This window comes from Streptomyces sp. NPDC045026 (genome assembly GCF_056432625.1).
Genome location: NZ_JBWKIS010000012.1, coordinates 108,392 through 130,781, shown reverse-complemented (window position 1 = coordinate 130,781; position 22,390 = coordinate 108,392). Strand labels below are relative to the sequence as shown.

19 protein-coding genes and 1 tRNA gene are annotated in these 22,390 nt (G+C 65.9%); 13 read left to right on the top strand and 7 right to left on the bottom strand.

The features are described 5' to 3' along the window. Positions 1 to 165: 165 nt before the first annotated feature. From AC07EJ_RS25285 to AC07EJ_RS25270, 4 genes are all read left to right on the top strand, one after another. Entirely contained in the window at positions 166 to 714 is a 549-nt protein-coding gene (locus tag AC07EJ_RS25285; RefSeq protein ID WP_393582202.1) for a hypothetical protein, read from the top strand. Positions 715 to 767: 53 nt separating this feature from the next. After that, positions 768 to 2,366 (top strand): DNA polymerase III subunit gamma/tau domain-containing protein, encoded by a 1,599-nt coding sequence (locus tag AC07EJ_RS25280; RefSeq protein ID WP_478884972.1) that lies wholly within the window; start codon positions 768 to 770, stop codon positions 2,364 to 2,366. A gap of 4 nt (positions 2,367 to 2,370) precedes the next feature. After that, on the top strand, positions 2,371 to 3,732 hold the full coding sequence (gene mycP, locus AC07EJ_RS25275; protein WP_393582200.1) for a type VII secretion-associated serine protease mycosin: 1,362 nt from the start codon (positions 2,371 to 2,373) through the stop codon (positions 3,730 to 3,732). A 566-nt stretch (positions 3,733 to 4,298) separates the two neighbouring features. Then, positions 4,299 to 4,958 carry a hypothetical protein gene (locus AC07EJ_RS25270; protein WP_393582199.1) on the top strand — a complete coding sequence of 220 codons (660 nt, stop codon included), beginning with the start codon at positions 4,299 to 4,301 and terminating at the stop codon, positions 4,956 to 4,958. Here the strand turns inward: AC07EJ_RS25270 and AC07EJ_RS25265 are convergent. Next, positions 4,930 to 5,292: a hypothetical protein gene (locus AC07EJ_RS25265; RefSeq protein ID WP_393582198.1), complete on the bottom strand. Its 363-nt coding sequence runs from the start codon at positions 5,290 to 5,292 to the stop codon at positions 4,930 to 4,932. The genes AC07EJ_RS25270 and AC07EJ_RS25265 overlap by 29 nt on opposite strands. Positions 5,293 to 5,741: 449 nt before the next feature. On the opposite strand from AC07EJ_RS25265, the gene AC07EJ_RS25260 reads away from it, so the two are divergent. The 4 genes from AC07EJ_RS25260 (at position 5,742) to AC07EJ_RS25245 (ending at position 9,436) form a co-directional block, all read left to right on the top strand. After that, positions 5,742 to 5,927, top strand: a complete 186-nt coding sequence (locus tag AC07EJ_RS25260) for a hypothetical protein (RefSeq protein ID WP_393582197.1) — start codon at positions 5,742 to 5,744, stop codon at positions 5,925 to 5,927. 72 nt (positions 5,928 to 5,999) lie between these two features. Next, positions 6,000 to 6,470, top strand: coding sequence for a hypothetical protein (locus AC07EJ_RS25255; RefSeq protein ID WP_393582196.1), 471 nt, complete (start codon positions 6,000 to 6,002; stop codon positions 6,468 to 6,470). A gap of 26 nt (positions 6,471 to 6,496) precedes the next feature. Next, positions 6,497 to 8,752, top strand: a complete 2,256-nt coding sequence (locus tag AC07EJ_RS25250; protein WP_478884971.1) for a hypothetical protein — start codon at positions 6,497 to 6,499, stop codon at positions 8,750 to 8,752. Beyond that, on the top strand, positions 8,753 to 9,436 hold the full coding sequence (locus tag AC07EJ_RS25245; RefSeq protein WP_393582194.1) for a hypothetical protein: 684 nt from the start codon (positions 8,753 to 8,755) through the stop codon (positions 9,434 to 9,436). It abuts the gene before it with no gap. A gap of 1,663 nt (positions 9,437 to 11,099) precedes the next feature. On the opposite strand, the gene AC07EJ_RS25240 is transcribed toward AC07EJ_RS25245, so the two are convergent. Then, complete coding sequence (locus AC07EJ_RS25240; RefSeq protein ID WP_393582193.1) at positions 11,100 to 11,504, bottom strand: ATP-binding protein; 405 nt, start codon at positions 11,502 to 11,504, stop codon at positions 11,100 to 11,102. Between the two features lie 124 nt (positions 11,505 to 11,628). Between AC07EJ_RS25240 and AC07EJ_RS25235 the strand changes: the two genes are divergently transcribed. After that, on the top strand, positions 11,629 to 12,504 hold the full coding sequence (locus AC07EJ_RS25235) for a helix-turn-helix domain-containing protein (protein ID WP_393582192.1): 876 nt from the start codon (positions 11,629 to 11,631) through the stop codon (positions 12,502 to 12,504). After that, entirely contained in the window at positions 12,501 to 12,701 is a 201-nt protein-coding gene (locus tag AC07EJ_RS25230; protein WP_393582191.1) for a DUF397 domain-containing protein, read from the top strand. Before AC07EJ_RS25235 ends, AC07EJ_RS25230 begins: the two co-directional genes overlap by 4 nt. A 70-nt stretch (positions 12,702 to 12,771) precedes the next feature. Here the strand turns inward: AC07EJ_RS25230 and AC07EJ_RS25225 are convergent, their stop codons facing one another. Further along, positions 12,772 to 12,978: a hypothetical protein gene (locus tag AC07EJ_RS25225; RefSeq protein ID WP_478884970.1), complete on the bottom strand. Its 207-nt coding sequence runs from the start codon at positions 12,976 to 12,978 to the stop codon at positions 12,772 to 12,774. A gap of 315 nt (positions 12,979 to 13,293) precedes the next feature. Between AC07EJ_RS25225 and AC07EJ_RS25220 the strand changes: the two genes are divergently transcribed. Beyond that, positions 13,294 to 14,001, top strand: a complete 708-nt coding sequence (locus AC07EJ_RS25220) for a TetR/AcrR family transcriptional regulator C-terminal ligand-binding domain-containing protein (protein WP_478884969.1) — start codon at positions 13,294 to 13,296, stop codon at positions 13,999 to 14,001. Between the two features lie 669 nt (positions 14,002 to 14,670). Here AC07EJ_RS25220 and AC07EJ_RS25215 read toward each other — a convergent pair. The 4 genes from AC07EJ_RS25215 to AC07EJ_RS25200 all read right to left on the bottom strand — a co-directional run bounded on the left by AC07EJ_RS25215 (position 14,671) and on the right by AC07EJ_RS25200 (position 18,130). Further along, positions 14,671 to 15,213 (bottom strand): hypothetical protein, encoded by a 543-nt coding sequence (locus AC07EJ_RS25215; RefSeq protein ID WP_393582188.1) that lies wholly within the window; start codon positions 15,211 to 15,213, stop codon positions 14,671 to 14,673. After that, complete coding sequence (locus AC07EJ_RS25210) at positions 15,210 to 17,279, bottom strand: hypothetical protein (RefSeq protein WP_478884968.1); 2,070 nt, start codon at positions 17,277 to 17,279, stop codon at positions 15,210 to 15,212. Before AC07EJ_RS25210 ends, AC07EJ_RS25215 begins: the two co-directional genes overlap by 4 nt. 162 nt (positions 17,280 to 17,441) lie before the next feature. Continuing rightward, positions 17,442 to 17,798, bottom strand: coding sequence for a hypothetical protein (locus tag AC07EJ_RS25205; protein WP_478884967.1), 357 nt, complete (start codon positions 17,796 to 17,798; stop codon positions 17,442 to 17,444). Between the two features lie 260 nt (positions 17,799 to 18,058). Next, positions 18,059 to 18,130 (bottom strand) — tRNA-Cys (locus AC07EJ_RS25200). A gap of 191 nt (positions 18,131 to 18,321) precedes the next feature. Between AC07EJ_RS25200 and AC07EJ_RS25195 the strand changes: the two genes are divergently transcribed. Together AC07EJ_RS25195 and AC07EJ_RS25190 are read left to right on the top strand one after the other, a co-directional pair. Continuing rightward, the gene (locus AC07EJ_RS25195) at positions 18,322 to 19,845 is read left to right on the top strand and encodes an MFS transporter (protein WP_478884966.1); all 1,524 of its coding nucleotides are present in this window, start codon (positions 18,322 to 18,324) and stop codon (positions 19,843 to 19,845) included. 331 nt (positions 19,846 to 20,176) lie between these two features. Continuing rightward, positions 20,177 to 21,985, top strand: coding sequence for a DEAD/DEAH box helicase (locus AC07EJ_RS25190; protein ID WP_389488125.1), 1,809 nt, complete (start codon positions 20,177 to 20,179; stop codon positions 21,983 to 21,985). The last annotated feature ends 405 nt before the right edge of the window (positions 21,986 to 22,390 follow it).

Here is a 22,390-nt window from a genome sequence, read left to right as displayed (position 1 = left end):
AGTGCGTTTGGCTAGAGTTGTTGTCGAGACTTCGTAGACGAGGGCGCCGGCCGATGACCTTCGGCGGGCGACGCGACATGACGAGCGGTCTGGACGACGCCGGCTGCCGCCGCTCGACGAGCGGTCTGTACGGGACACGGGGACGCGGGGAACGGGGAGGACGCGATGGCAGAGGCAGCGGACAACGGCGGCGGGAGCGGCGGGTCGCCGGGGGGCTTCTTCGACGTACTCGGAGCGGTGGGGGCGGCGCAGGCGGCGGTGGGGGAGGTCGTCACCGAGCTGGAGTCGTTCACCAAGTTCCAGCAGCGGGTTGATCAGTTGATCAAAGACCTGAAGGGGTCACCGGCAGGCCCTCAGAAGGTCGCTGAGGAGCCCCTCGCACGGCACCAGTTCGGCGGCGGGCCGGACTCGTGGCGCGAGGCCAACGGCGTCTTCGACTCGTACCAGACGGTCATCAAGGAACTGGAGAGCCTCTCCAAGCTGCTCTCGGACTCCATAGAGGGCATGGGCATTGCTGTCATGGCCTCGCACAAGGGGTACGCGAACATCGACGTGGACATCCGTGATCGGATGTCGGCCATCAGCGCAGAGGCGAAGGAGCACTACGGGGGACCGTACATTCCCAAGCTTCCGAAGAAGACTGACACGGGCGGCGGCGACCAGGACAAGCCGGATCACGCCCCCACGGACGGCGACACGGGCGGGGCGATCTGATGGCATTGGCACCAATCGGCGGGGGCGCCGAGGGCGCTACGTCTTTCGATGGCATGAGCCACGAGGAAATGCTCAAGTGGCTGGATCAGGCGAACAGCGGCACCGTGCAGGCTGCTGCAGAAAAGCTCAAGGCCGCTGCCAAGGAAATCCACAAGATTGCCGAAGATCTCAAGATCCGCCCCCAGTGGGTGACTTGGAAGGGCGACGGTGCCGACGCTTTCCGCGTCTGGAGCGGCGACCTGGCCAACGCGACCGTGAGCCTCGGCGATTTCAGCGAGGACTCCGCGAAGTGGCTCTCACACGCCTCCGATGCGATCTCGACAGCCCAGGCTTCGATCCCACGGGACAAGGCCGGCGCGGAGGCGAACCTGGCGGCGGCCAAGTCGGCGCACAACGACCCTGACGCAGGAGCGATTTCCAGCAAATCCTCGAGCGAGTTGGCGGCTCTGGCGGCGAACAAGGAGAAGGTCCGCCAGGAGGCTGCAGGAGAAATGCGCAAGCTGGCGGGGGCCTACCAGGTTTCCGCTACGCAGATGAATGGGCTTAAACGACCGCGGTTCCCTCCGCCGCCGGAGGCGATTGCGCCGGTTGATGAAAGCAGAGATGTGGCTCGTCCCGGTGCCGGCAGCGGGGAAACGCCTGGTCCAACAGGGGGTGCGGCAGCCATCCCCGCACAGGGGCAACCCGCACACTCGGTCCGTTCTCATGCAGAGACACCAGATGCATCCGCCTCCGCAGTGTCACCTGAGCGCAGGACACCGACGGTCGTCGAGAGTCCCACGCACATGGGCATCGACTCTGTGGGCACGCTCCCCGAAGCGTCGCCGCCTGTGGCATCTCCGGCTCCCTCACAGCCCGGACCGAGTGTGACGGGACCAAACAACACACCACCACCGCTCACCGGGCCCATCCCGCCGGCCTACGGAAACAGCCGGGGCCCGCTCGCCGGACCCACTGCACGTGGGATCTCGCCCATGGGTAATGCCAAGGGAACTGTGAGGCCCGGGGGCCCGCCGGTGGAGAACGCCACGGGTCGGCCGTCGACGCCCGGCGGACGTGGCCCGATGATGCCTGGCCAGAACGCCACCTCTACGGGCCGGTCGGGCGCTCCCGGCCGTTTGCCGACCAACAACGGCGTGTCAGGGGGCCGTCCCCAACCTGTAACGGGACAGCCTGCCAAGGGAATTCCTCGCGGCAGGGTGATGGGTACTGAGGGCGTATCCAACAACCGGAGCGCCACAGGCCAAGGGCAGACGGGCGCCAGGCCGACCACTATGGGCGCCAACGGCAACCCGCGGGGTGCGTCCTCGGGACGACGGGCAGTCGGCGCGACTGGCGAGAACGGCGGCATCGTTGGCGGTCGTCCGCAACAGCAGGGCCGTGCGAACAACCGCTCCTTCAGTTCGGGCGGGTCAGGACTGGTACGCGGCCAAGGGCCCGCTGCTGGTGCCTCGCCGGAGGAATCGCACCATACAGGCCAGGCGGGCCGCGCCGGGGCGACGCCTCAAGGGGTTGGCCCCGATGGGCGCCGCGACGAAGAGCAGGGTTCGCGGCCCGACTACCTCGTCGAGGACGAGGAGACCTGGCAGCCGGACATCCGGCGCAATGTGCCGCCGGTCGTCGACGGCACATCAGAGAACAGCGAGAGGTAGTCGCATGCCCACCAGCGCGAGTCGGTACGGTCGCCGAGCTGTCTCCTCGGCAGCCCTCGGTCTGCTCCTGGTGGGCGTCGCTGCCACGCCTGCACCGGCGGAATCCACGCGATCCAAGCAGTGGTTCCTCGATGCCATGCAGGCTGAGGCCATGTGGAAGACGAGCACCGGCAAGGGCGTCACGGTGGCCGTGATCGACACCGGCGTGGATCCGAACAACGCGGACCTTAACGGCCGCGTGCTGAAGGGCAAGGACTTCGCCCCCTCAAGCCGTGCTGGGGATGAGCACACCGACTACAACGGCCACGGCACTGGTATGGCGGGCCTGATCGCTGGAACGGGCGCATACAGTGGCGGAAATGGAGCATTTGGCCTCGCACCGGACGCCAAGATTCTCCCCGTCCGAATGCCTGGCCCCGGGGACATCAGTCCGTTCGAGGTGAACGCCAGACTGAGTCAGGCCATCCGCTATGCGGCGGACGCTGGTGCCCAGGTCATTAACATCTCACTGACTGCCGGTAATGACTCGCAACAAGTGACGTCGGCGGTCAAGTACGCCCTCGGCAAGGGCTCACTGATCTTCGCGGGAGTCGGTAACAGTGGGGATAAGGGCAACCCAGTTCAGTACCCAGCAGCCACACCTGGGGTGGTGGGGGTAGGGGCTGTCGGAAAGGACCTCCACAAAACGGAGTTCTCCGAGTACGGCCAGCAGGTGGACATCTCGGCCCCAGGTGACGAAATGATCCATGCCTGCGGAGGCAAGACAGGGCTCTGCGAAAGCCACGGCACCAGTGACGCCACTGCCATCGCCTCCGCCAGCGCGGCCCTGATCTGGTCCAAGCACCCCGCCTGGACGAACAATCAGGTCCTCCGGGTCATCCTCAACACCATCGGCGCTCCCACAGACGGTGAGAAGCGCAACGACTCCATCGGCTACGGAATCGTCCGCCCGCGAATTGCCCTGAAGACCCCGGGCAACCCGGGCCCGGCCGACAAGTACCCGCTCCCGGACTACCCCGTCGCAGCGTCCAAGTCGCCGTCGGCCAAGCCGTCCAAGGGCGCGCAGGCCCCGGGCGGCACCAACTCCGCCGCGCCGGCCGCCGCGTCCAAGGGCGACCAAAGCAACACCCCGCTCTGGATCGGCGTCGGCGTAGGCGTGCTCGTCGTGGCCGGCGCCGCGACCGCAGTTGCGGTCACCCGCAGCCGGCGCCGCGCGGCGGCCTCGCAGGCCTCGCCGCCGCCGTACCCTCCAGCCCAGCCGCCCTACCAGGGGCAGCCCTACGGGGCGCCGCAGTTCACGAACCCACAGCCGTACGTGACGCCTCCGTCGAACGACAACCAGCACAGCCCTCATCAGGGTCCCTGACAGGGCCACCCGGGGACGTCCCGCACGACACTTTGCGGGCGGACGCCGGGGTAGCCGCGGCCAGGGATCCGCTGCTGGTGCCTCGCCGGAGGAATCGCACCCTACGGGCCAGGCGGAACGGGCCGGAGCGGCGCCCTAGGACGCCCCCTGTTGGACGCCGCGACGCAGAGCAGGGTTCGCGGCGCGACAGGCGTCGGAGTCGGGGCGGTGGCGCTGGTTCCGGAAACGATTCCGGGTGCGCTGGCGGGAGCCATTGCGGGCGGCTTCTTGAGGGAAGTTCCCGGCATGGCTGTCGACCGCATCTTTGACGTTCGAGAATTAGATACAGCTACAGACGAAGCCCCTTACCCGACAGGTCAGGAACTCGACAGGACGCAGGACTTCGTTAACAGCAGGCTCAATTGTCGGCGGACGATGGGCTGAGGCGACATCATGTGGTCTTGCCGAAAGATGGCACTAGCGATCTAGTTCGGAACGCGGTCAACCATAGCTAGAGCGAACGCGAAAGAGTCATGGAAGATGCAGAGAAGCGCTCTACAGTATAAATGGTCAGGAATTTATCCGTCGTGAGGAAGAGTGCGCGGGATTTCGGGATCGGTGCGGTGTGTGTCTGCGGGCTGACAATTGGCGGCCTGTTTGGGTACCAGCAAATATTCACCCAGGGGCTAGACCGGCTTCCGGATAGGGTGTGCGATGGTGCTGTCGACCGGGAGACCGTGGCCCACGTTCTGCCCGATGCCCGTTCGGCGAGTGAAGACGGCGGCGCGACGGGAACTGGCGACAATTTCTTGGTCGGTTGCCGCGTGGACACAACTGGCGACTCGCTCGTTTCCGGGGAGGTCAAGGTCCAAGACGTCTCTGCGAAGAGCTGGAGTGACTTCTACAAGGGCTACGGTGGCTCAGAAGAAGGCAAAGCGCTACACGTCGCTACCAATGAGGTCCGGGCGCTCTCGAAAACCCGCATCGCCTCTGTATATGTGCCTTGCGTCCCACGTGGTGTGAAGGCATCCAATGCGAGGCAGTCCTATGCCTTGATAGGCGAAGTAAGGGTAGTTGGGGAGAGCCGAGTCAAGGGGGCGGTACTGCGCCAGGAACTTACGGACTTCGCGTACCAGCTCACGCAGCACGCCTACAAGACTGCTGAGTGCCAGAAGGACCTGGGATTCCCCGAAGAACTTCCCGGCTACCCTCCGAGTCTCACCGCCAGCGAACCCCTATCCCCTTGATCCCGATCTCTCCGCGCCGGCGCACTGCCCGGATGTCGTGGGCGGCGTGCCGGGCGGTGTCGGCGGCGAGCGCCGCCGCGCTGGTGCGTACGGCACGGTCCTCCATGTCCGTCCCGCTGCCGCCCACGCCGGCCGAGACCGACAGAGGCTCGTCACCGCCCGAACTGACACGGCAGTTGACGAAGACGTGGGCGCCGGTGCCATTCAGGTACCCGATCGTCAGCGGCGCATGGCCGGACTTGGGGGCATCGCGCTCGGCGTCGGCGCGGGTGTAGTCGCTATCCTGGAGCGGGCGGTACTCGATGTCGACCTTCGCCCCTCCGCCGGTCAGCAAGCACTGCCCAAGTGCCCAGCCAAACAGAGGGAACTGGCCGTGCTCGACGGAGGCGAACTTGGTGCGTTCCGCTCTTGGAACTTCTCGCCGTGTTCAGACATGAGGTCGCCCTTCACTGCCGTGTCGGGCAGCGACTTCTCGCACACCTTCCCCGAGACTGTCACGGCGGGATGCTCGTCGGGCAACAGCAGCCAGACGCTGGCCCCGGCCCCGAGGACCAGCAGCATGCCCACCACGACGGCGGTGACCTTCCACAGCCGGCAGCCCGGCGACAGGCCGTCTAGCGTTGCGTGGGCTATTTTCGCCAGGACCTCATCCTGTGGACCTGCACCTGGTGTGCGTACGAGAGAACGATCCCTGCTGCTTCAAGAGCCCTGCGAGCTTGATGGTTATGGGTGTTGGTGAAGAGCACGCATCCCACAAGGGTTCAACTTCGAATCATCTATCGCATGCGGCTCCAGACGATGGCGCCTACCACCGTTCCAGCCAATCTGCCGCTTATCATGATCGGCATGGCGGGGGCTGATGTTTCTGAAGATTCGCACAGCTTCTATGCAATTGAATTGCGAATAAAGGCGCTCAACTCGAATCACGGGCAATATGGGACATTTCTTAATCGGTTGCAATGCTTGTGAGTGAGTGTGGTGGCTCGCTAGATTGACATGGAGTGTGACTGGTCCTAGTACTCGGCACGGGGGAGCGTCCAGGTGGCATGGGAAGAGTGGGAGCAGCTCAAGGCGCAGGCTACTGAACGGAGTTCGGCCCGTATGCGCCTGAATCAACTGGCGGACGTGGGCGGAAGCGGCGAGCAAGGCCTGATGGTCTATCAAGATGAGCTGGGGGCTGTGGGGCATGAGGCTCACGAGCTTCATGGTGATCTTCATGCGCAGGCCGACATTGACGGCATGGGTGCAGACAAGCAGGGCAACGGAACCACGACGCGGGCTGCGGTCGAACTCAAGAGGCAGAATTTTGCGATGGGTGGAGCCCTGTCGCAGGCCGTCAAGACGTGGAGCAGCCAGGTGGACTCGCTGCTGCAAGCCTGCGCCCATATCTCGAACCATCTGAACTACTCCAAGAAGTCTTATGCTCACGACGACGCGATGATCGCGGCATCGGTCAGGCACGCTGATGGTTCGGCCATGTCTGTGTCGGAGCTCAACAAGTACTTCAAGTAGCGGGGGCTGCTGTGTCAGGTGTCACGATGACGGACCTAGCAGAAGTTGACCTCGGCAAGCTGGAGGCCAGCGTCGCCGACTGGAAGACGGTCGTCGGCAGACTGAAGGATCTGGCGGACAGGGCCGAGAGGGGCCTGCAGGCCAAGGCGGAATCCGCCCGATGGACCGGAGTGAACTCGGACGTCACGCGAGCCTTCGTGGGGAAGACGGCCAAGGAGTTCAGGGATGCGCATGCCGAGGCGGACAGCATCTTCAAGGTTCTTGACGACGCCCACAGTGAACTTGTGGGTATTCAGAATAAGTTGAAGACGGCTATTGGGAGCGAAGCGACGGAGCTTGGCGTCAAGGTCGAAGACTACGGAAATGAAGACGGCGCCCCGACGATCCATGTCTTCTTCCCGCATGATCGCACGACGGATGACAGCCACACTCAGGACGAGCTCGACAAGGCCCACGGCCTGGCGACCCGCATCGCCAACCTCGTAGCTCACGCCCAAGAGATCGACGCCTCTGTCGCTCGGGCGCTGCAGAAGAGTTACGGCAAGGACAAACACGACTTCGGGCATGAGACGTACACGTCCCTGGACGACGCCGAGCAGCAGCGAGCCACCGAACTGGCCAAGCTCGGCCCGAAGATGAGCGACAAGCAGTTCACCGAGTTCAACTCCATCATGAAGTGGAACGCGAAGGACGCGGACTTCACCACCGCCTTCTACAAGTCCCTGGGCGGGCCTGAGAAGACCCTTGAGTTCTACGGGCGCATGTCCCTAGACGGCACCAACGGGGACGACAAGAGCCGGCTGGCCTTGACCAAGGATCTCCAACACAACATGGGGACTGCGCTTGCCACCGCGACTGACTCCCACAACAAGCCGCATCTGTCCGACAGTTGGAGAACCCAGTTCATGCGTCTGGGCGCCAGGTCGATAGAGATCGAACCAGGGGCGATGTACCCGCCCCGTGGCTACCAGATCCTCGGTGGGCTCCTGCGGTACGGAGACTACGACCCAAAGTTCATCAATCCCATCGCGGAACACATTGTTCAACTGCACCATAAAGACCCTGACTTCTTTATGAGGGACATTCCGGAAAGTAGGAGTGATCTGGACTACGGTTTCAATCCATCCGGAAAGGACGGTGCGGGGTATGACCCGTTGGGTAGCGTTCTGGAGGGCCTCGGTCACAGCCCCGCAGCGGCAGAGCAGTTCTTTTCGGATTCGTATACGCCTACGGTCTACAACGAGGACGGCACCGTCGCCCACGGAAAGTCTCTTGGCTACACGTACTTCGACGAGCTGACGAAGAAGGACTTCAAGTGGCCGGTCGACTCGCTGGAAGGGCCGGCCGTCGCTGGTGAAGACGACGCGAAGCGGATCCACGGGTATGGACAGGACGCATTGGGGCACGCGCTTGAGGCTGCAACGACAGGCGTTCCCTACGGAAGTGATGGTCCGACTCCGCCGCACTCCGAGAAGGGTGCGGCGATCTTCCACAATATCGTCGAACGATATGGAACCAGTCCAACCGATCTCAATGACTCCCCGATGCGAGATAGTCTGGGAAACATTACCGCCGACTACATGCGGGACGTCCAGGCCGGTTACAAGGGAGATCCGTCCACAATCGCCACGCATGGCGCGAGTGCACATCTTGAATCAGCTGGCCCAAACAACACCGACGGGATCTCCCCCAACGCTCTCAAGAACTTCCTGGCTGCAGTCGGTAAGGATCCTGATGCGAATGGCGCCATCCTTGCCTCACAGCAGGCTGTCACCACGGAGCTGGTGAATGGAGCGATCAAGGAGGGTCATAGTTATGGTTATCTTTCCGATAATGTCGGCAATGAGACCCAGCCGGGAGCGCGTATAGCCGGAATAATGGCGCAATCCCGCGGTGACGCGATCTACGACGATCAGATCGACGACGATGCGAAATTCAATGAAGGGTTGGGTACAGCGGACAAATGGGCCGGGCGCATCATCGGGATGGGGGTGGGCAAGATTCCCGTTGCGGGTGACGTCGTGGGTTGGGTCACCGAAGATGTCCAGGAGTCCGTGGTGTCGAATTACACCAGGGATTCAACTGTCAAGGCCAGTATGGACAAGGATGCCTACATCGAAGGGCAGCAGGCGTCGTCCGGGCAGGCCATTTATGACGCCACGAAGCGTGGTGCTCTCGAGGCGGGGTACTCCGCAGATCAGGCTGACACGCTTGCCGAGCACGCCAAGAACGAGGCCCTCGCCAGCTACGGGCTTGGGATGCAAGGGGCGGGAAGGAAGTAGATGAATGCGGTTCCGAAGGTCCGGCGATTCCGTAAGCCGTGGTTGCTATCCGGACTCTCGGTGCTGGTCGTCCTTGTGGCAATGTTGGTCTGGTCCCCCTGGTCTTCCGGCGAAAAAAGAGTGGCAATTCCGGACAAGGTCTGCCAGAAATCCTTGTCGAGTAAGTACGTTGGACCGCTCTTGCCGGTGAGTGGGGAAGAATTCAAGGAGGTGCCGATAACTACCGGATTCGCACTTCCAGTAAAACCCTATGTTCATGGAGGCGGAGGGAGTTGCGATCTGTCCGCGGGCGGACAAGGGATCTCAATTGAGCACAACCTGTTCCTCGATGGATACGCGGACAAGAAAATTAAGGAGGCTTCAAATAGCCCTGGGTCCAGGGGAATAAGGTTCGGTGACGCCAAGGGGTATGTGGGGCAGTTCGAGCGGGACTCGAAGTATCTTAAGAGTGCCTCGCATGTTACGAGTGCCTCTCTTTACCTGGCCTGTCCGAAGCCGGGGATCCATGACAGCAAATACGTACTCAACGTAACTGTCGTAGCGTCGGGATCCCGTGCCGATGCAACCACGCGCCAGAACGTGGTCTCCCTGATTTCGGAAGCCACGCGCATCGTTGCCCGGGACTTGCTCGGCTGCAAGGGCGCGGACAATTTGCCGAATGGCTCTGCGAAGGTCGAGCGGTGAGGGTCCTCCATCCGCGAGGGTCCGCCCACCAAGTTCCGTCGACAGTTCGCTGACTGACATCAACGGCAAGGGGATGAGTAGGGCCGACTGAGGCGCGGGTGACTGCCGTTGGCTTCACGCGTAGTGCGGGACATCTAGTGCGGGGCGGATGTCGGTCATCACGACGCTGGTGCCCGTTCGAGGATCGGAGGTCACGATGACGTCCGGGCGGCGCAGGACCTACTTGGGCTCCTCCTCCACGTCTGGGACTCCGGTGTGCGCCACCAGGTTGTTTGGTTTGGCGTGGCCTGCTTCGGACGTTTCCTGATGCGGAGCGCTGACAGTTCATGGGGCCGTCGGGGGTCGCAGCGTCGTCCCGTTGACCCCTTCCTTTGCGATCTCCAACTTGCCGGGAAGCGCGTCGTCCAGCCTGGGGAGCAGGGAGCAGCCCCCGCATCGCCAAGTAGGCGTCAGGGTTCCGTTGTTCGTCAGGCTTTGGTTACGCGGCTTCCGGCTGGCAGGCGCGGCACGTGGCGCATTTACCTGGTCCGGGGGAGCGGAATGCGCGGTCGCAGCCGTCGCAGTTTTGGAGTGGGGCCGGGCGGGGTGGGGATGGCGTCGTTGGCAAGCGGGACGGCAGGGGTGGTGGGAGGAGTTCTGACAGGCGGTGGGACAGGAGGGCTGCCGGGCTGCGGAGGGGTTCCGGTGGGAGGCCGGTTGTGAGGGTTCGGCGGATTGCCTCCGGTGTGATGCCGCGGTCCATCCATGTCGTCACCGCGGGTGCCAGGCGGTGTACGTCGCGAGTTGCGAGCAGGAGGCGGGGGTCGTCGCGGCGTAGGTCCGCGAGGAGTGACACGGCCGGGTCGGAGGAGGTGGAGGGCGTTGAGTGCGTTGAGTGCGTTGAGTGCTCGGGGTGCGCGGGCGGTGGTGTTGAGGGGGTGATTGGCCGATCTGGGCGCGGGGGAGTTGCCGGAGTGTGGGGTTCCCGCGAGGGCTTTGGCCCTGAACTGCCGTTCATCGCCGGTGGGTTGTTGTACGACGTCGTGCGCGTGATCACTCGGCCTGACGGTAGGCGTTCGCGGGTTCGGGTCAGGTAGCCGTGTGCTTCCAGTTCGCGTAACGCCGCTGCGATGCGTACCTCGCCCTCCGGGAAGCGGGCTGTCAGGGTTTTGATCGTGACGCTGGCTCCTCGTGGGAGCGACTGGATGTGCGCCGCCAGGCCGATCGCCGTGAGGGAGAGTCGGCGGTGCTGGACCAGGTGGTTGCCGACGATCGTGTAGCGGTCGGCATGGCGGCGGTTGATGTGGTGGATTCCGCCGGCGGGGGTTGCCCCTGAGGGAACATCCGGCTCGGCGCACGAGGGCGCGTTAAGCTGCTCAACAGCCATCGGGAAGGGTTTGCTTCCTTGGTGGTTAGGCCCTCGCCTTGGGATGCCAGTCCCGGCGGGGGCCGAAGTGTTTGTGGGGTTGTTTCGCTGAGACTGGTGTGTGAAGCAGCCTGTGCGCAAGTTGAGTTGGGCGTGATCACTCTTGTGGGTGAGGGCGGGGTGGGGCAGCCTCGCGGCGGGGGTTTGGGGGAGGTTGGGGAGGGTGCTCTCCCGAGATCCTTGGCTTTTGATCGCGGGGCGGTCCGGGGGTCGGATCACCGCGTCGTGAGTTCCTCGATGCGGACAGAATCGGCAGAATCACTTCGATACATCTAATTCCGCCCAGACTGATTTGGTGGGCGTCGGACCGAGGGTTGTGCCCCAGCGGTCCGCCAGGGCGTTGATGAGGAGCAGGCCTCGGCCTGACTCGGCGTCCAGGGGCGGGTGTTGGGAGAGGGGTGGTGGCGTGGCGTCACCCCGTGTGTCCGTCACCTCGATACGTAGCGTGTTCGTCGGTGTGAGTTTGAGCGTCAGGCGGAAGTCCCGGCTCGGTACGCGGCCGTGAGTGATCGCGTTGTTTGCCAGTTCGGCCGCGAGTTGTTCCGCTGCCTCGAATGGCCTTTCCCAGTCGAGGAGTTGTTGGACTGTCAGGCGACGAGCGAGGCGGGCGCCTCTCGGCGTTGCGGACAGGCGGATTGTGAAGGTGAGTTCGGTGGCGTTCATGTCACTCAGCGTGGCCAGGCAGTCGTAGCCTGAACAGTGATCGCGGTGGTACTTACGGTGACTGTCCAGGGTCTGTACCGGCTTGTCCCGACTGTCCCCGTGACCTGTTGGGGAGGGCGAAGGCATGGCTGTGGACGGTGAGCATGCGTGTGAGGACGAGCAGGCTGATGAACCCGGGTGGGACGTCACCCCCGAGGGCGAAGTCGGGGCCGTTGTCGAAGCTGTCGGGCGGCAGTTGAAGCTGTGGCGAGAGGCTTCCGGGATGCGGCCTGCCGAGTTCGGGGCCGCCGTCGGGTACGGCGAGAACCTGGTCTACAAGGTGGAGCGCGGAGCGCGGATTCCGCGACCGGAGTTCCTCGACAAGGCTGACCAAGTCCTGGGTGCCGGCGGGAAGATCGCCGCGATGAAGGCGGACGTTGCCGAGGCCAGATATCCCAAGAGGAGGCTTCGTGAACTGGCCAAGCTGGAGGCGCAAGCAGCGGAGGTCGGGGCCTACGGCAACCACAACCTGCACGGGTTGTTGCAGACGGAGGAGTATGCGCGGGCCTTGTTCGAGATGCGGCGGCCCGCGTATCCAGAGGACGAGGTGGAGCGAGCGGTGGCTGCCCGGATGGCCCGGAGGTCGATCTTCGAGCGATCGCCGGCCCCTGCGCTCGTCTTCGTTCAGGAAGAGGTGACGCTGCGGCGGCCCATTGGAGGCAGAATGGTGCTGCGTCAGCAACTCGAACGCCTGTTGGAGGTCGGTAAGTTGCGGAACGTCGAGATCCAGGTGATGCCGACGGACTGCGGCGATCACGCCGGGATGGGTGGCCGGATTCAGGTGCTGAAATTCGAGGACGGTTCGGCTGTGGGGCACGACGAATCCCAGTTCGGTGGTCGGCCGGTATCCGATCCGCGGGAGATCAGAGTCCTTGAGCTGCGCTACGGCACCATTCGGGCCCAGGCGTTCACCCCTCGGGAGTCGCTGGCCTTCATCGAGCAAGTGCTGGGAGAGACATGATGCGCAATCCCTCCGGTGGGGATGCGGCCGGGCTGAGCTGGTTCAAGAGCAGCTACAGCGACAGCAGTGACAGCAGCGAGTGTGTCGAGGTGGCGGTCACCCCTGCTGTCGTCCACGTCCGTGACTCCAAGGACGCCCGGCGGCCTCACTTCACTGTGGCGCCGGGCGCCTGGGCCGTGTTTGTCGCCTCCTGCTGATCCGGGGAGCGGCGAGGCCGGCCGCCAGTCCGGCTGCCGTCCCCGCCCTGTTTTCGTCGACGTCAGTCGGTCACGAGTGCACGTAGTGGTTGATCGAGCAGGCGCGTACGTAGTGGTTTTCCAGGCAGGCCTTCATGCCGTAGCCCCGGTCCTCGGGGAGGTTTCCTCCCTGGCAGTCCGCGCCCGGTGACGGCTTGCCCTTCGTGCTGACGGTGCGGCCCGTGGTGAGGATGCCCTTGACGAAGTAGCCGTCCGACCGGTCGTCGACGGCGCACATCTTCACGGGTCCTCCGGGACGCACTTGTCGTCTGAATTACCGCGGTGGGGCCCTCGCCTCGGGCATGGCACCGCTGCCGCGCGGCGATGGCCGGCGCGGCAGCGGTGGTGATGTCCCCCGTTGTTCGAGGTGCAGGCTTTCGGCCTGCACCTCGCGTACCCCCGTACTACCTAACGCGCGACGACACTCTAACGCTCGTCTTCGCGCATTAAGGTGCCCTCACGCTATCGCGCGACAGGGCTGACACGGCGTGCTGAAAGCGGAGGAATAGGTCGGACCGCACGTGAAGATCCGGTGCGCATTAGATTGGCGTCGATGACTGAGCGACCACAGCCCGGTGCCGCCCGCCCGGGCGGGCGCACGGCCCGCACCCGTGCGGCCGTCCTCCGTGCCGCCCTGGAGGAGCTCGACGAGACCGGGTTCGGCGGCCTCAGCCTCGACAAGCTCGCTGCGAGATCGGGCGTCCACGTCTCGACGATCAGGCGCCGCTGGCGCAGCGTCGAGGGCGTTGTCGTCGATCTGCTCGCCCAGCACAGCCGGACCATCCATACGCCGGACTCCGGTGACTTCCGGCAGGACCTGTACGAACTGGCCCAGGCCATCGCCGACTTCCATGCCATGCCGCGCAGCCGCAACCTCGTCGAGGCCGTCGTGGCCGCCGCCGCGTACGACCCGCGAATCGCGGAGGTCGTCCGCGGCGCCTTCGGCGCGCGTACCGAGGTGGTGACGCAGTTGGTGCGGCGCGCCGTCGACCGCGGCGAGGTCCCACCGGACACCGATCCCTACGAAGTCATCGCGGCCCTCAGCGCGCCCTTCTACTACCGGCTCCTCATCATGCGCAGTGCCATCGATGCCCGGCTGGTACTCACGAGCGCCGAGGCCGCGTATCGGGCGGCTTGTGGGGGTGTGTTCGGTGACGCGGTCGGTGACGCGGTCGGTGACGCGGTCGGGGGTGGGTTCGGTGGTGCGTCTGGTGGTGCGTCTGGTGGTGCGGCTGGTGGTGTGTCTGGTGGGGGTGAGTGACCGGCCTAGCGGTCAACTTCGGCCGAACCGGTGTGGCCGCGCATCGTCGTCCCCATGACTCGTTCATCGCGATGACCAGCGCAGACGTCGTGTGACGGTCGCGCAGCGGGCGTGCAGATCGAGCAAACGTCGGCCATCCACGCGACCGTTTCCGCCGACGGATGCCTACTGTTGAGTACGAGGGCCGCCCGACTTCCCCCCGTGGTTGGGCGGCCCTCATTCCGTTTGCGTCAGGCCGGTGGTCATCTGGTGGCCGCTTGGTGGAGTTGCAATGGTCCAGGCCTATGGTGAGGCGGCACTGCCGCGTCACGGGGGTGGCAGGAGTGGCCGGAGGGGCCCCGCGCTCTCGAATGCGGGGTCCCGTACGGCCGGGTCGGGCCGGGCCCGTGCCACCTTGTCTGGGCGGGTCGCCTGACAGCCCGTCTCCGTGGAGTCGTACGTTGGTGGTGCGAACTTCGCGTTGAGAGGACGGCAGCCGTGACGACGACAGGTGAGCCTTCAGGTCGCCAGAATCCGGCGGATGAGCCCGAGCCGCGCGCTTACGAGCCGGGACCTTCCGCCGGGAAACTGCTGCTCTTCGTGGCGGTGTTTGTTGCGTTTGCGGTGATTGTTGTGGGTGGGGGCGTGATTCTTACGGCTGGGGGATGACGGGCGCTGCCGCTTGGTCTTTCAGGGGTGGGTGCAGCCCACGGCTTTCATGGTTGCGGGCATGTAGGCGCGCATGAACTGCTCGATTTCGTTTCTCTGGTGGACGATCTTTTGATCGCGAGTGACTTTGAGGGCGAGGGTGAAGTGCCATTTTCCCCGGTCCTCGCATCGGGTCGTGGCGATCGCTCCGTTGTCTCCGAGCGTGGCGGATTCGGCCAAGTGGCTTACGCGTCTTGGCTCCCACAGTCCGGTGACAGAATTGTCGAGTGACGAGTAGTCCATAGGGTCGATGGTGTCGGTATGCCAGGCAAACCTGAATCGCAGCGCTTCGGATTTGTCGACAGAAATGATGCACACCGACGTCTCCTTCCCTCCCCGGCCGGCGGTGTGCCACTCGCTTAATTCCCCTGTGGGTTTGAGCAGGGGTGCAGTGAGCTTTTGTTCGACGGGCGTGTCGCAAATCGACCTTGGAATGCTGATGTCCTGCGCGGTACAGGCGGGCACGCAGAGCAGAGTGAAGGTCGCCAGCGCATATGCTCCGCCCACCCTGTTGCGAAGGCTCACTGGGTGGGCTCCCCTGATACGCCATGAGCGCGTTGGGACCCCGCGTCAGCGGCTTGGTCAACTACGTTCTGCGGATCGTACGGTGAGTCGCGAGTGTGATGGACCTTGCGCCACTCCTCTGCCAGAGCCATGAGCTGATCGTTTCGATTGCTGTAGTTGGCGATATTGGCGTCTGCTGCTTTGTTGTCGAGATTTCGCTGTTCGTCGGCCAGCCACTTCTCTGTCACGTAGTCAACTCCTGACTGCACCTCATCGCTGCCGACGGGGAGGTATCCAATGGCCTGATCGACGACCCACTTGTGTTTGAACTCTGCGGTCTTGGGGTCACCCGCAGCGGCGACCCTTGCCTGCTCCAGGAACCCCACTGTTCGTCCCGCACGCGTCAGTGAATCCAGCGGGCGCTTCTGATCGGGGTCGTGAATATCGCTCACAATTGCGTGATTGATCCCGCCGTTGAGCGCGGCGTACGACGCCTGGTCCTTGGATACCTGTTTCACGACCTCGTATAGCGTGTCCTGCTCGATGGCGGACCCCTTCATTTCGATTCGGCTCGCCGCCCCATGCACCGTATCCCCATGATTGACCAGGATCTTCGCCATAGGTTCCCTCAATGACGCCGGGAATTTGTCGCCCTCGTCTGCCAGGTATTTCAGCGACGACTTGAACACCTCATTGTTGTCCTTGGAGTGCTCGACGTACTTGGCGTTCGGGTCCGATGGGTCGAGGCCCGTTGTGCCCGCCTGGAGCGCTGCCGCGAAGCCCTTGTGGGTGTCCTTGTCCAGGGACGGGGTGTAGACCGTCGCCTTTGCCGCCTCGTCCGTGTGCAGCGTGACCTTCCAGTCGCGGTCGTGCATCAGGTACTTCATGCGGTCGTCGTCATTGAGGTAATGCGCCGCCGTCGCCGGCTCGTGGCTCATGACGCCGAGTACGCCGTCGACCGGGTCGTTGGCGAACCAGCCGTCCCGCTTCCCGCTGTATTCGCCCTTCAGGTCCCAGATGTCAGGGTTCTTCTTCTCGGCCCTGATCATGTCGTCGCCGAGGTCCTCGAGGAAGTCGCGCCCGTATCCGTCGCCGTGCTGCATCAGCGTGACCAGGGACTGGTATCCGCGGACCTTGTCCAGCCTCGCCGCCTGGACATCGGTCTCGTAGCGGGCGACGCCCGCCTTCCGCATTTCCGTCCGCCAGTTCTTGTACCACTTGGAGTCGGAGTTCTTGGTGGCTGTCGCGAGGGAGTTGGCGAGGCCTGTTTCGAGGGACGCGTAATCCGCGGCGTGCCGGGGGTCCGTTACGTGGGCGAGGTCGCTCAGGCTGTTGCTGAGGCGGATCGTGCCGTTCGCGCCGAGGCTGTCGAGGACGGTTCGGCTGAATACCGGATCGTGGCTGTTGTCGCGGAACGAGCGTTGCAGTTCCGCGAGTTGGTGCGGTGTGAGTCGTCCGCCGTCAGCCAGTTCGCGAGCGGATTCCGCTGCCGCGTCGGCCTCGTACCGTTCGATGTCGCCCTTGGCGCGGGAGTTGAATCCGTTGCCCGTGCCGTCGGTGAGGACGGAGTCGAAGACCGCCGCGCTCAGCGCGATCTCGACACCCGCATCGGCGTCCCCGACCGCGCGCACCGCCTTGTCGATGCGCACCTGCCAGGATGCGACCGCCCTGTGAACCTCGGCTCTGCTTCCGGGGTCGTGCATCGCAGAGCCCGACTCGCTCGCCGCCGCGCGCTCCTCGTCGTACGCCACCACCCCCCGGTCCGAGACCTTTATGCCGGCCTTGACTGCCTCCTGGCGTTCGGACGAGAGGCGGCCGCGCAACGTCGTGAACTGCGCGTGCGCGTCCCGGAGCAGCGAGGCGATCGCCTTTGCTTCTGTCTGGGCGTTCTGGAATTCGTGGAGCGTTACGTCGAAGCGCTTGCCGGCCGCGTCTGCGCTGAGGCCGGTCCAGGCCGCGGGGGACGGCGGGCCGGGCGTGATGCCGTGCACGTCCCGCTTGTAGTCCGCCTCCCGCTTTCCGAATTCCTTCGCCATGCCGTCCCAGCGGTCGGCCGCCGTGGTGAGCGTGGCGAGGTCGGTGGTCATGATCTCGTGGTACGTGGGCATGGGTCCGGCCCTCTCCTGTCCTGTCCTCGTGTGTCGGTCGGGGGCGGTCGGGTCGTACGGCAGTACGTGGCGGGTGGGTCGTACGGCAGTACGTAGTGGTCGGGACGTACGGCAGTACGTAGCGGTCGGGGCGTACGGCAGTCAGTAGCGGTCGAGTGAGGACGACGTCCGGGCGTGCGCCCCTACGCCGAAGTCCGTTCCCTGGAGGAGTGCCGTGGTGGCGCGCAGCGACACCTTCTCCGAACCCAGCCTGTTCATCAGGGACTTCACCTGATCCGCCCAGGCCTTGTGCGCCTTCTTCAGGGCCGATGACGTGTCCCATCCGTGCCCGTCCTTCGCGTCGAACGCCCGGACGGCGGCGCCCGTGTCCTCGTCCGCCCACTCGCCCGCGTGGCGCGTGTCAGGTTCGATGTGGTTCTCGATCGCCCGTGCCGCGGCGCGCTTCCGCGCCGGTGACGAAGCCAGATTCTGCTGCCCCTGAGCAGGTCCGATGACCATGATGCCGATGTCCTCCCCGTGTGTGCTCGCATCCCGCGCATCGCCCAACTGCCTTGCGGCGAGGCGGGATTCTGGGCAACGAGGGGCGGGGCGGGCTGGTCACCCCACGTCCGGGTGATCAGTGACGCGACCCGGTGGCGGGCGGGCGGAGGGGCGTCCGTCTCGGGTGACGTACTCCGTCCGGCTTGACGGGGAGCCGCGATGCAACACAGAAGGGCGCCCCGCCGAAACGGGGCGCCCTTCCACGAGCGTGCTGATCGAGGCCGTGACCGGAATCGAACCGGCGTGCTTCGCTTTGCAGGCGAATCCCTCAACCACTCGGGCACACGGCCAACTGAGTTCCGAACAAAGTTCGTTGAACTCGATGTCTCGACCGTACGGCCCCTGGTCCGCCGCGCCAAGAGAGGCGCGTGGGCCGCAATGTGACTGCCATACGGCGTTCATGGTCGTACGACCAAGGGACCAGGAGAACGGGGACCACCGACAGGGGTCAAGTGCTGTCGTGCCCCTTACTCTGAGCCGTATGGCCACCCTGGAACCGCGCGACGACGCCGATGTCCTAGCCACCCCGACCCTGACCCCGACCCCGACCGCCGTCACCCCGACCGCCGCCACCTCGCCCGCTCCGGCCACCCCGCCCGGCGTCGGCGTCCTCAGCCGTTCCTACCGGTCCCTGAGCATCGGCATCGTCTCCGTGGTCCTGCTGATCGCCTTCGAGGCCACCGCCGTCGGGACCGCCATGCCCGTCGCCGCGCGTGAGCTGGACGGGGTGTCGCTGTATGCGTTCGCGTTCTCCGGGTACTTCACGACGAGTCTGTTCGGGATGGTGTTCTCGGGGCAGTGGGCGGACCGGCGCGGTCCGCTCGGGCCGCTGGGGGCGGGGATCGCCGCGTTCGCGGTGGGGCTGCTGCTCGCCGGGACCGCCGGGTCGATGTGGATGTTCATCGCCGGGCGGGCCGTGCAGGGGCTCGGGGGCGGGCTCGTCATCGTGGCCTTGTACGTCGTCGTCAGCCGCGCCTATCCGGAACGGCTGCGGCCCGCGATCATGGCCGCGTTCGCTGCGAGCTGGGTCGTCCCGTCCGTCGTCGGGCCGCTCGCGTCCGGCGCCGTGACCGAGCACCTCGGGTGGCGGTGGGTGTTCATCGGGATCCCGGTGCTCGTCGTGTTCCCGCTGGCGCTCGCGCTGCCGCAGATCCGGCGGCGCGCGTCGGGACCCGCGGAGGACGCGGCGCGCGGAGCCGTCGACGGCCGTCGCATCCGGCTCGCCCTCGGGATCTCGCTCGGGGCCGGTCTGCTCCAGTACGCCGCCCAGGACCTGCGGTGGATCTCGCTCCTGCCCGGTGCGGCGGGCGTGGCACTGCTCGTGCCTGCCGTGCTCGGGCTGCTGCCCCGCGGGACGTACCGCGCCGCCCGCGGATTGCCCGCCGTGGTTCTCCTGCGCGGTGTCGCTGCCGGGTCCTTCATCGCGGCCGAGTCGTTCGTGCCGCTGATGCTCGTCACGCAGCGCGGGCTCTCGCCGATGATGGCCGGGCTCTCGCTCGCGGTGGGCGGGGCCACGTGGGCGTTCGGGTCGTTCCTGCAGTCGCGGCCGCGCTTCGAGCCGCATCGGGAGCGGCTGATGGCGGGCGGGATGGTGCTGGTGGCGGCGGCCGTCGCGACGGCGCCGAGCGTGCTGATCCAGGCCGTGCCGGTGTGGATCGTCGCCGTGGCGTGGGGCTTCGGGTGCCTGGGGATGGGACTGGTCATCTCGTCGACGAGCGTGCTGTTGCTGGAACTGTCGGCGCCCGAGGAGGCGGGGGCCAACTCGGCCGCCCTCCAGATCTCGGACGGGCTGTCCAACGTGGTGCTGCTGGCCGTGGGGGGAGCGGCGTTCGCCGCGCTCGGCGGGGGAGCGGTGGGGGCCGCCCACGGAGCGGTTTCCTCCGGCGGAGGGTCGCATCCGGCGGCCTTCGTCGCGGTGTTCCTGCCGATGGCGGCGGTGGCCCTGGCGGGGGCCTGGGTGGCTACGCGCGTGAGGTCGTCCACGTCCCGGGCGCAGGCCCGCTGAAACCGGGCGGGCGCCCGGCCGTACGCACTCCGTGTGGGACCTGTACGCACTCCGTGCGGGACCCGTACGCGCTCCGTGAGGCCGACATATGACCGACTGTGAAACGGGTCGCATCACGGGCCGCCCCGGCGCCGTTCCCCCGCTGACCCGACCACCCCACCGGTAGGGTGGCCCGGTTGTCGTACGTACCCCCGAGCGTCGAAGTACGTACCCCCAGCGTCCGAAGCCCGCGTCAGAAGTCAGCGTCAGAAGCCCGCGCCAGCGCCCCGCAGCCTGCGTCAGTACGTCGCAGCCGCACCCCGCGCCCGTACCTGCGTCAAAACCGGAGACCGTGACTACCACCGCCGCCGCCACCACCTCTTCCGCCTCCTCCCACCACCTCTCACCCGCCTTCCCCGGCCGCGCCCCCTGGGGCACCGCGGGGAAGCTGCGTGCCTGGCAGCAAGGGGCCATGGAGAGGTACCTCCAGGAGCAGCCGCGAGACTTTCTCGCCGTCGCCACCCCGGGCGCCGGCAAGACGACGTTCGCGCTCACCCTCGCGTCCTGGCTGCTGCACCACCATGTCGTGCAGCAGGTGACCGTGGTCGCGCCGACCGAGCACCTGAAGAAGCAGTGGGCGGAAGCGGCGGCGCGCATAGGGATCAAGCTGGACCCGGAGTACAGCGCGGGTCCGCTCAACAAGGAGTACCAGGGCGTCGCCGTCACGTACGCGGGTGTGGGCGTGCGGCCGATGCTGCACCGCAACCGCTCCGAGCAGCGCAAGACCCTCGTCATCCTCGACGAGATCCACCACGCCGGTGACAGCAAGTCGTGGGGCGAGGCGTGCCTGGAGGCCTTCGAGCCGGCCACCCGCCGCCTCGCCCTCACCGGTACGCCCTTCCGGTCCGACACCAACCCGATCCCCTTCGTCCAGTACGAGGAGGGCAGGGACGGCATCCGGCGCTCCTCGGCCGACTACACGTACGGCTACGGCAGCGCGCTCGGCGACGGCGTCGTGCGGCCCGTCATCTTCCTCTCCTACAGCGGCAACATGCGCTGGCGCACCAAGGCGGGTGACGAGATCGCGGCGCGCCTCGGCGAGCCGATGACCAAGGACGCCATCAGCCAGGCCTGGCGTACGGCTCTCGATCCGCGCGGCGAGTGGATGCCGAGCGTGCTGCGCGCCGCCGACCAGCGGCTCACCGAGGTCCGCAAGGGCATCCCGGACGCCGGCGGTCTCGTCATCGCCGCCGACCAGGACTCCGCCCGCGCCTACGCGAAGCTGATCCGGGAGATCACCGGCACGAAGCCCACCACCGTCCTCTCCGACGACACCGGCGCGTCGAGCCGGATCGACGACTTCTCGGCGAGCAACGACCGCTGGATGGTCGCCGTCCGCATGGTGTCCGAGGGCGTCGACGTGCCCCGGCTCGCCGTGGGGGTCTACGCGACGACCATCTCGACCCCGCTCTTCTTCGCGCAGGCCGTCGGCCGTTTCGTGCGTTCGCGGCGGCGCGGCGAGACCGCCTCCGTCTTCCTGCCCACCGTCCCCGACCTGCTCGGCTTCGCCAACGAGATGGAGGTCGAGCGCGACCACGTGCTCGACAAGCCGAAGAAGGACGGGGAGGAGGACCCCTACGCCGAGTCCGAGAAGGAGATGGACGAGGCGAACAAGCAGGAGGACGAGGACACGGGGGAGCAGGAGCAGTTCTCCTTCGAGGCGCTCGAGTCCGAGGCCACGTTCGACCGGGTCCTCTACGACGGTGCCGAGTTCGGCATGCAGGCCCACCCGGGGAGCGAGGAGGAGCAGGACTACCTCGGCATTCCCGGGCTCCTCGAACCCGACCAGGTGCAGATGCTGCTCCAGAAGCGGCAGGCGCGGCAGATCGCGCACAGCAAGAAGAAGCCCGACAGTGAGGCCGACCTGCTGGAGATGCCGGCCGAGCGGCGGCCCGTCGTCTCCCACAAGGAGCTCCTCGAACTCCGCAAGTCGCTGAACACCATGGTCGGCGCCTACGTACACCAGAGCGGCAAGCCGCACGGCGTCATCCACACCGAGCTGCGGCGGGTGTGCGGGGGGCCGCCGAGCGCCGAGGCCACGGCAGGGCAGCTGCGGCAGCGCATCGCGAAGGTCCAGGAGTGGGCCACCCGGATGAAGTGACGGGGCTTCACGGGAATTGACGGGAAGTGACGGGCGCGCGGCGTGCTTGTGCGCGCCGTGTGCGGCCCGTGGGTGACCCGTGCGTGGCCCGTGTGGGTCTCATCCCGGCCGTATTCGGCGCGCCGGGAATCGTGTGCGCTACGTGCAGAGGTGGTGCACGCTCCGTTGATCCTGGCCCCCGTAACGGGGCAATCGGTACAGGTCGGGATAGTTACTGCCCGGATTCTGGACGGAGTCTTCCGCTGAGCGGGACGACCTCGCTACATTCCCGGCAACGCACACGCCCCGTGGCAGAGCCGCCGCGGAGCGAAGCCGGTGCGCCATGCGCCTCCGCCCGGGACCATCCGAAGCCCGGGTCGATTGCCGACCGGCGGCCTCTGACGCGCGTCGCCCACGGGACCGGCG

Excerpts from the sequence above, each read along its gene's own strand:
- AC07EJ_RS25210 (WP_478884968.1), bottom strand. The coding sequence starts at position 17,279 with ATGACCACCGACCTCGCCACGCTCACCACGGCGGCCGACCGCTGGGAC.
- AC07EJ_RS25245 (WP_393582194.1), top strand. The coding sequence starts at position 8,753 with ATGAATGCGGTTCCGAAGGTCCGGCGATTCCGTAAGCCGTGGTTGCTA.
- AC07EJ_RS25220 (WP_478884969.1), top strand. The coding sequence starts at position 13,294 with ATGACTGAGCGACCACAGCCCGGTGCCGCCCGCCCGGGCGGGCGCACG.
- AC07EJ_RS25250 (WP_478884971.1), top strand. The coding sequence starts at position 6,497 with ATGACGGACCTAGCAGAAGTTGACCTCGGCAAGCTGGAGGCCAGCGTC.
- AC07EJ_RS25205 (WP_478884967.1), bottom strand. The coding sequence starts at position 17,798 with ATGGTCATCGGACCTGCTCAGGGGCAGCAGAATCTGGCTTCGTCACCG.
- AC07EJ_RS25235 (WP_393582192.1), top strand. The coding sequence starts at position 11,629 with ATGGCTGTGGACGGTGAGCATGCGTGTGAGGACGAGCAGGCTGATGAA.
- AC07EJ_RS25280 (WP_478884972.1), top strand. The coding sequence starts at position 768 with ATGAGCCACGAGGAAATGCTCAAGTGGCTGGATCAGGCGAACAGCGGC.
- AC07EJ_RS25230 (WP_393582191.1), top strand. The coding sequence starts at position 12,501 with ATGATGCGCAATCCCTCCGGTGGGGATGCGGCCGGGCTGAGCTGGTTC.
- AC07EJ_RS25195 (WP_478884966.1), top strand. The coding sequence starts at position 18,322 with ATGGCCACCCTGGAACCGCGCGACGACGCCGATGTCCTAGCCACCCCG.
- AC07EJ_RS25240 (WP_393582193.1), bottom strand. The coding sequence starts at position 11,504 with ATGAACGCCACCGAACTCACCTTCACAATCCGCCTGTCCGCAACGCCG.
- AC07EJ_RS25285 (WP_393582202.1), top strand. The coding sequence starts at position 166 with ATGGCAGAGGCAGCGGACAACGGCGGCGGGAGCGGCGGGTCGCCGGGG.
- AC07EJ_RS25225 (WP_478884970.1), bottom strand. The coding sequence starts at position 12,978 with ATGTGCGCCGTCGACGACCGGTCGGACGGCTACTTCGTCAAGGGCATC.
- AC07EJ_RS25260 (WP_393582197.1), top strand. The coding sequence starts at position 5,742 with ATGCGGCTCCAGACGATGGCGCCTACCACCGTTCCAGCCAATCTGCCG.
- mycP (WP_393582200.1), top strand. The coding sequence starts at position 2,371 with ATGCCCACCAGCGCGAGTCGGTACGGTCGCCGAGCTGTCTCCTCGGCA.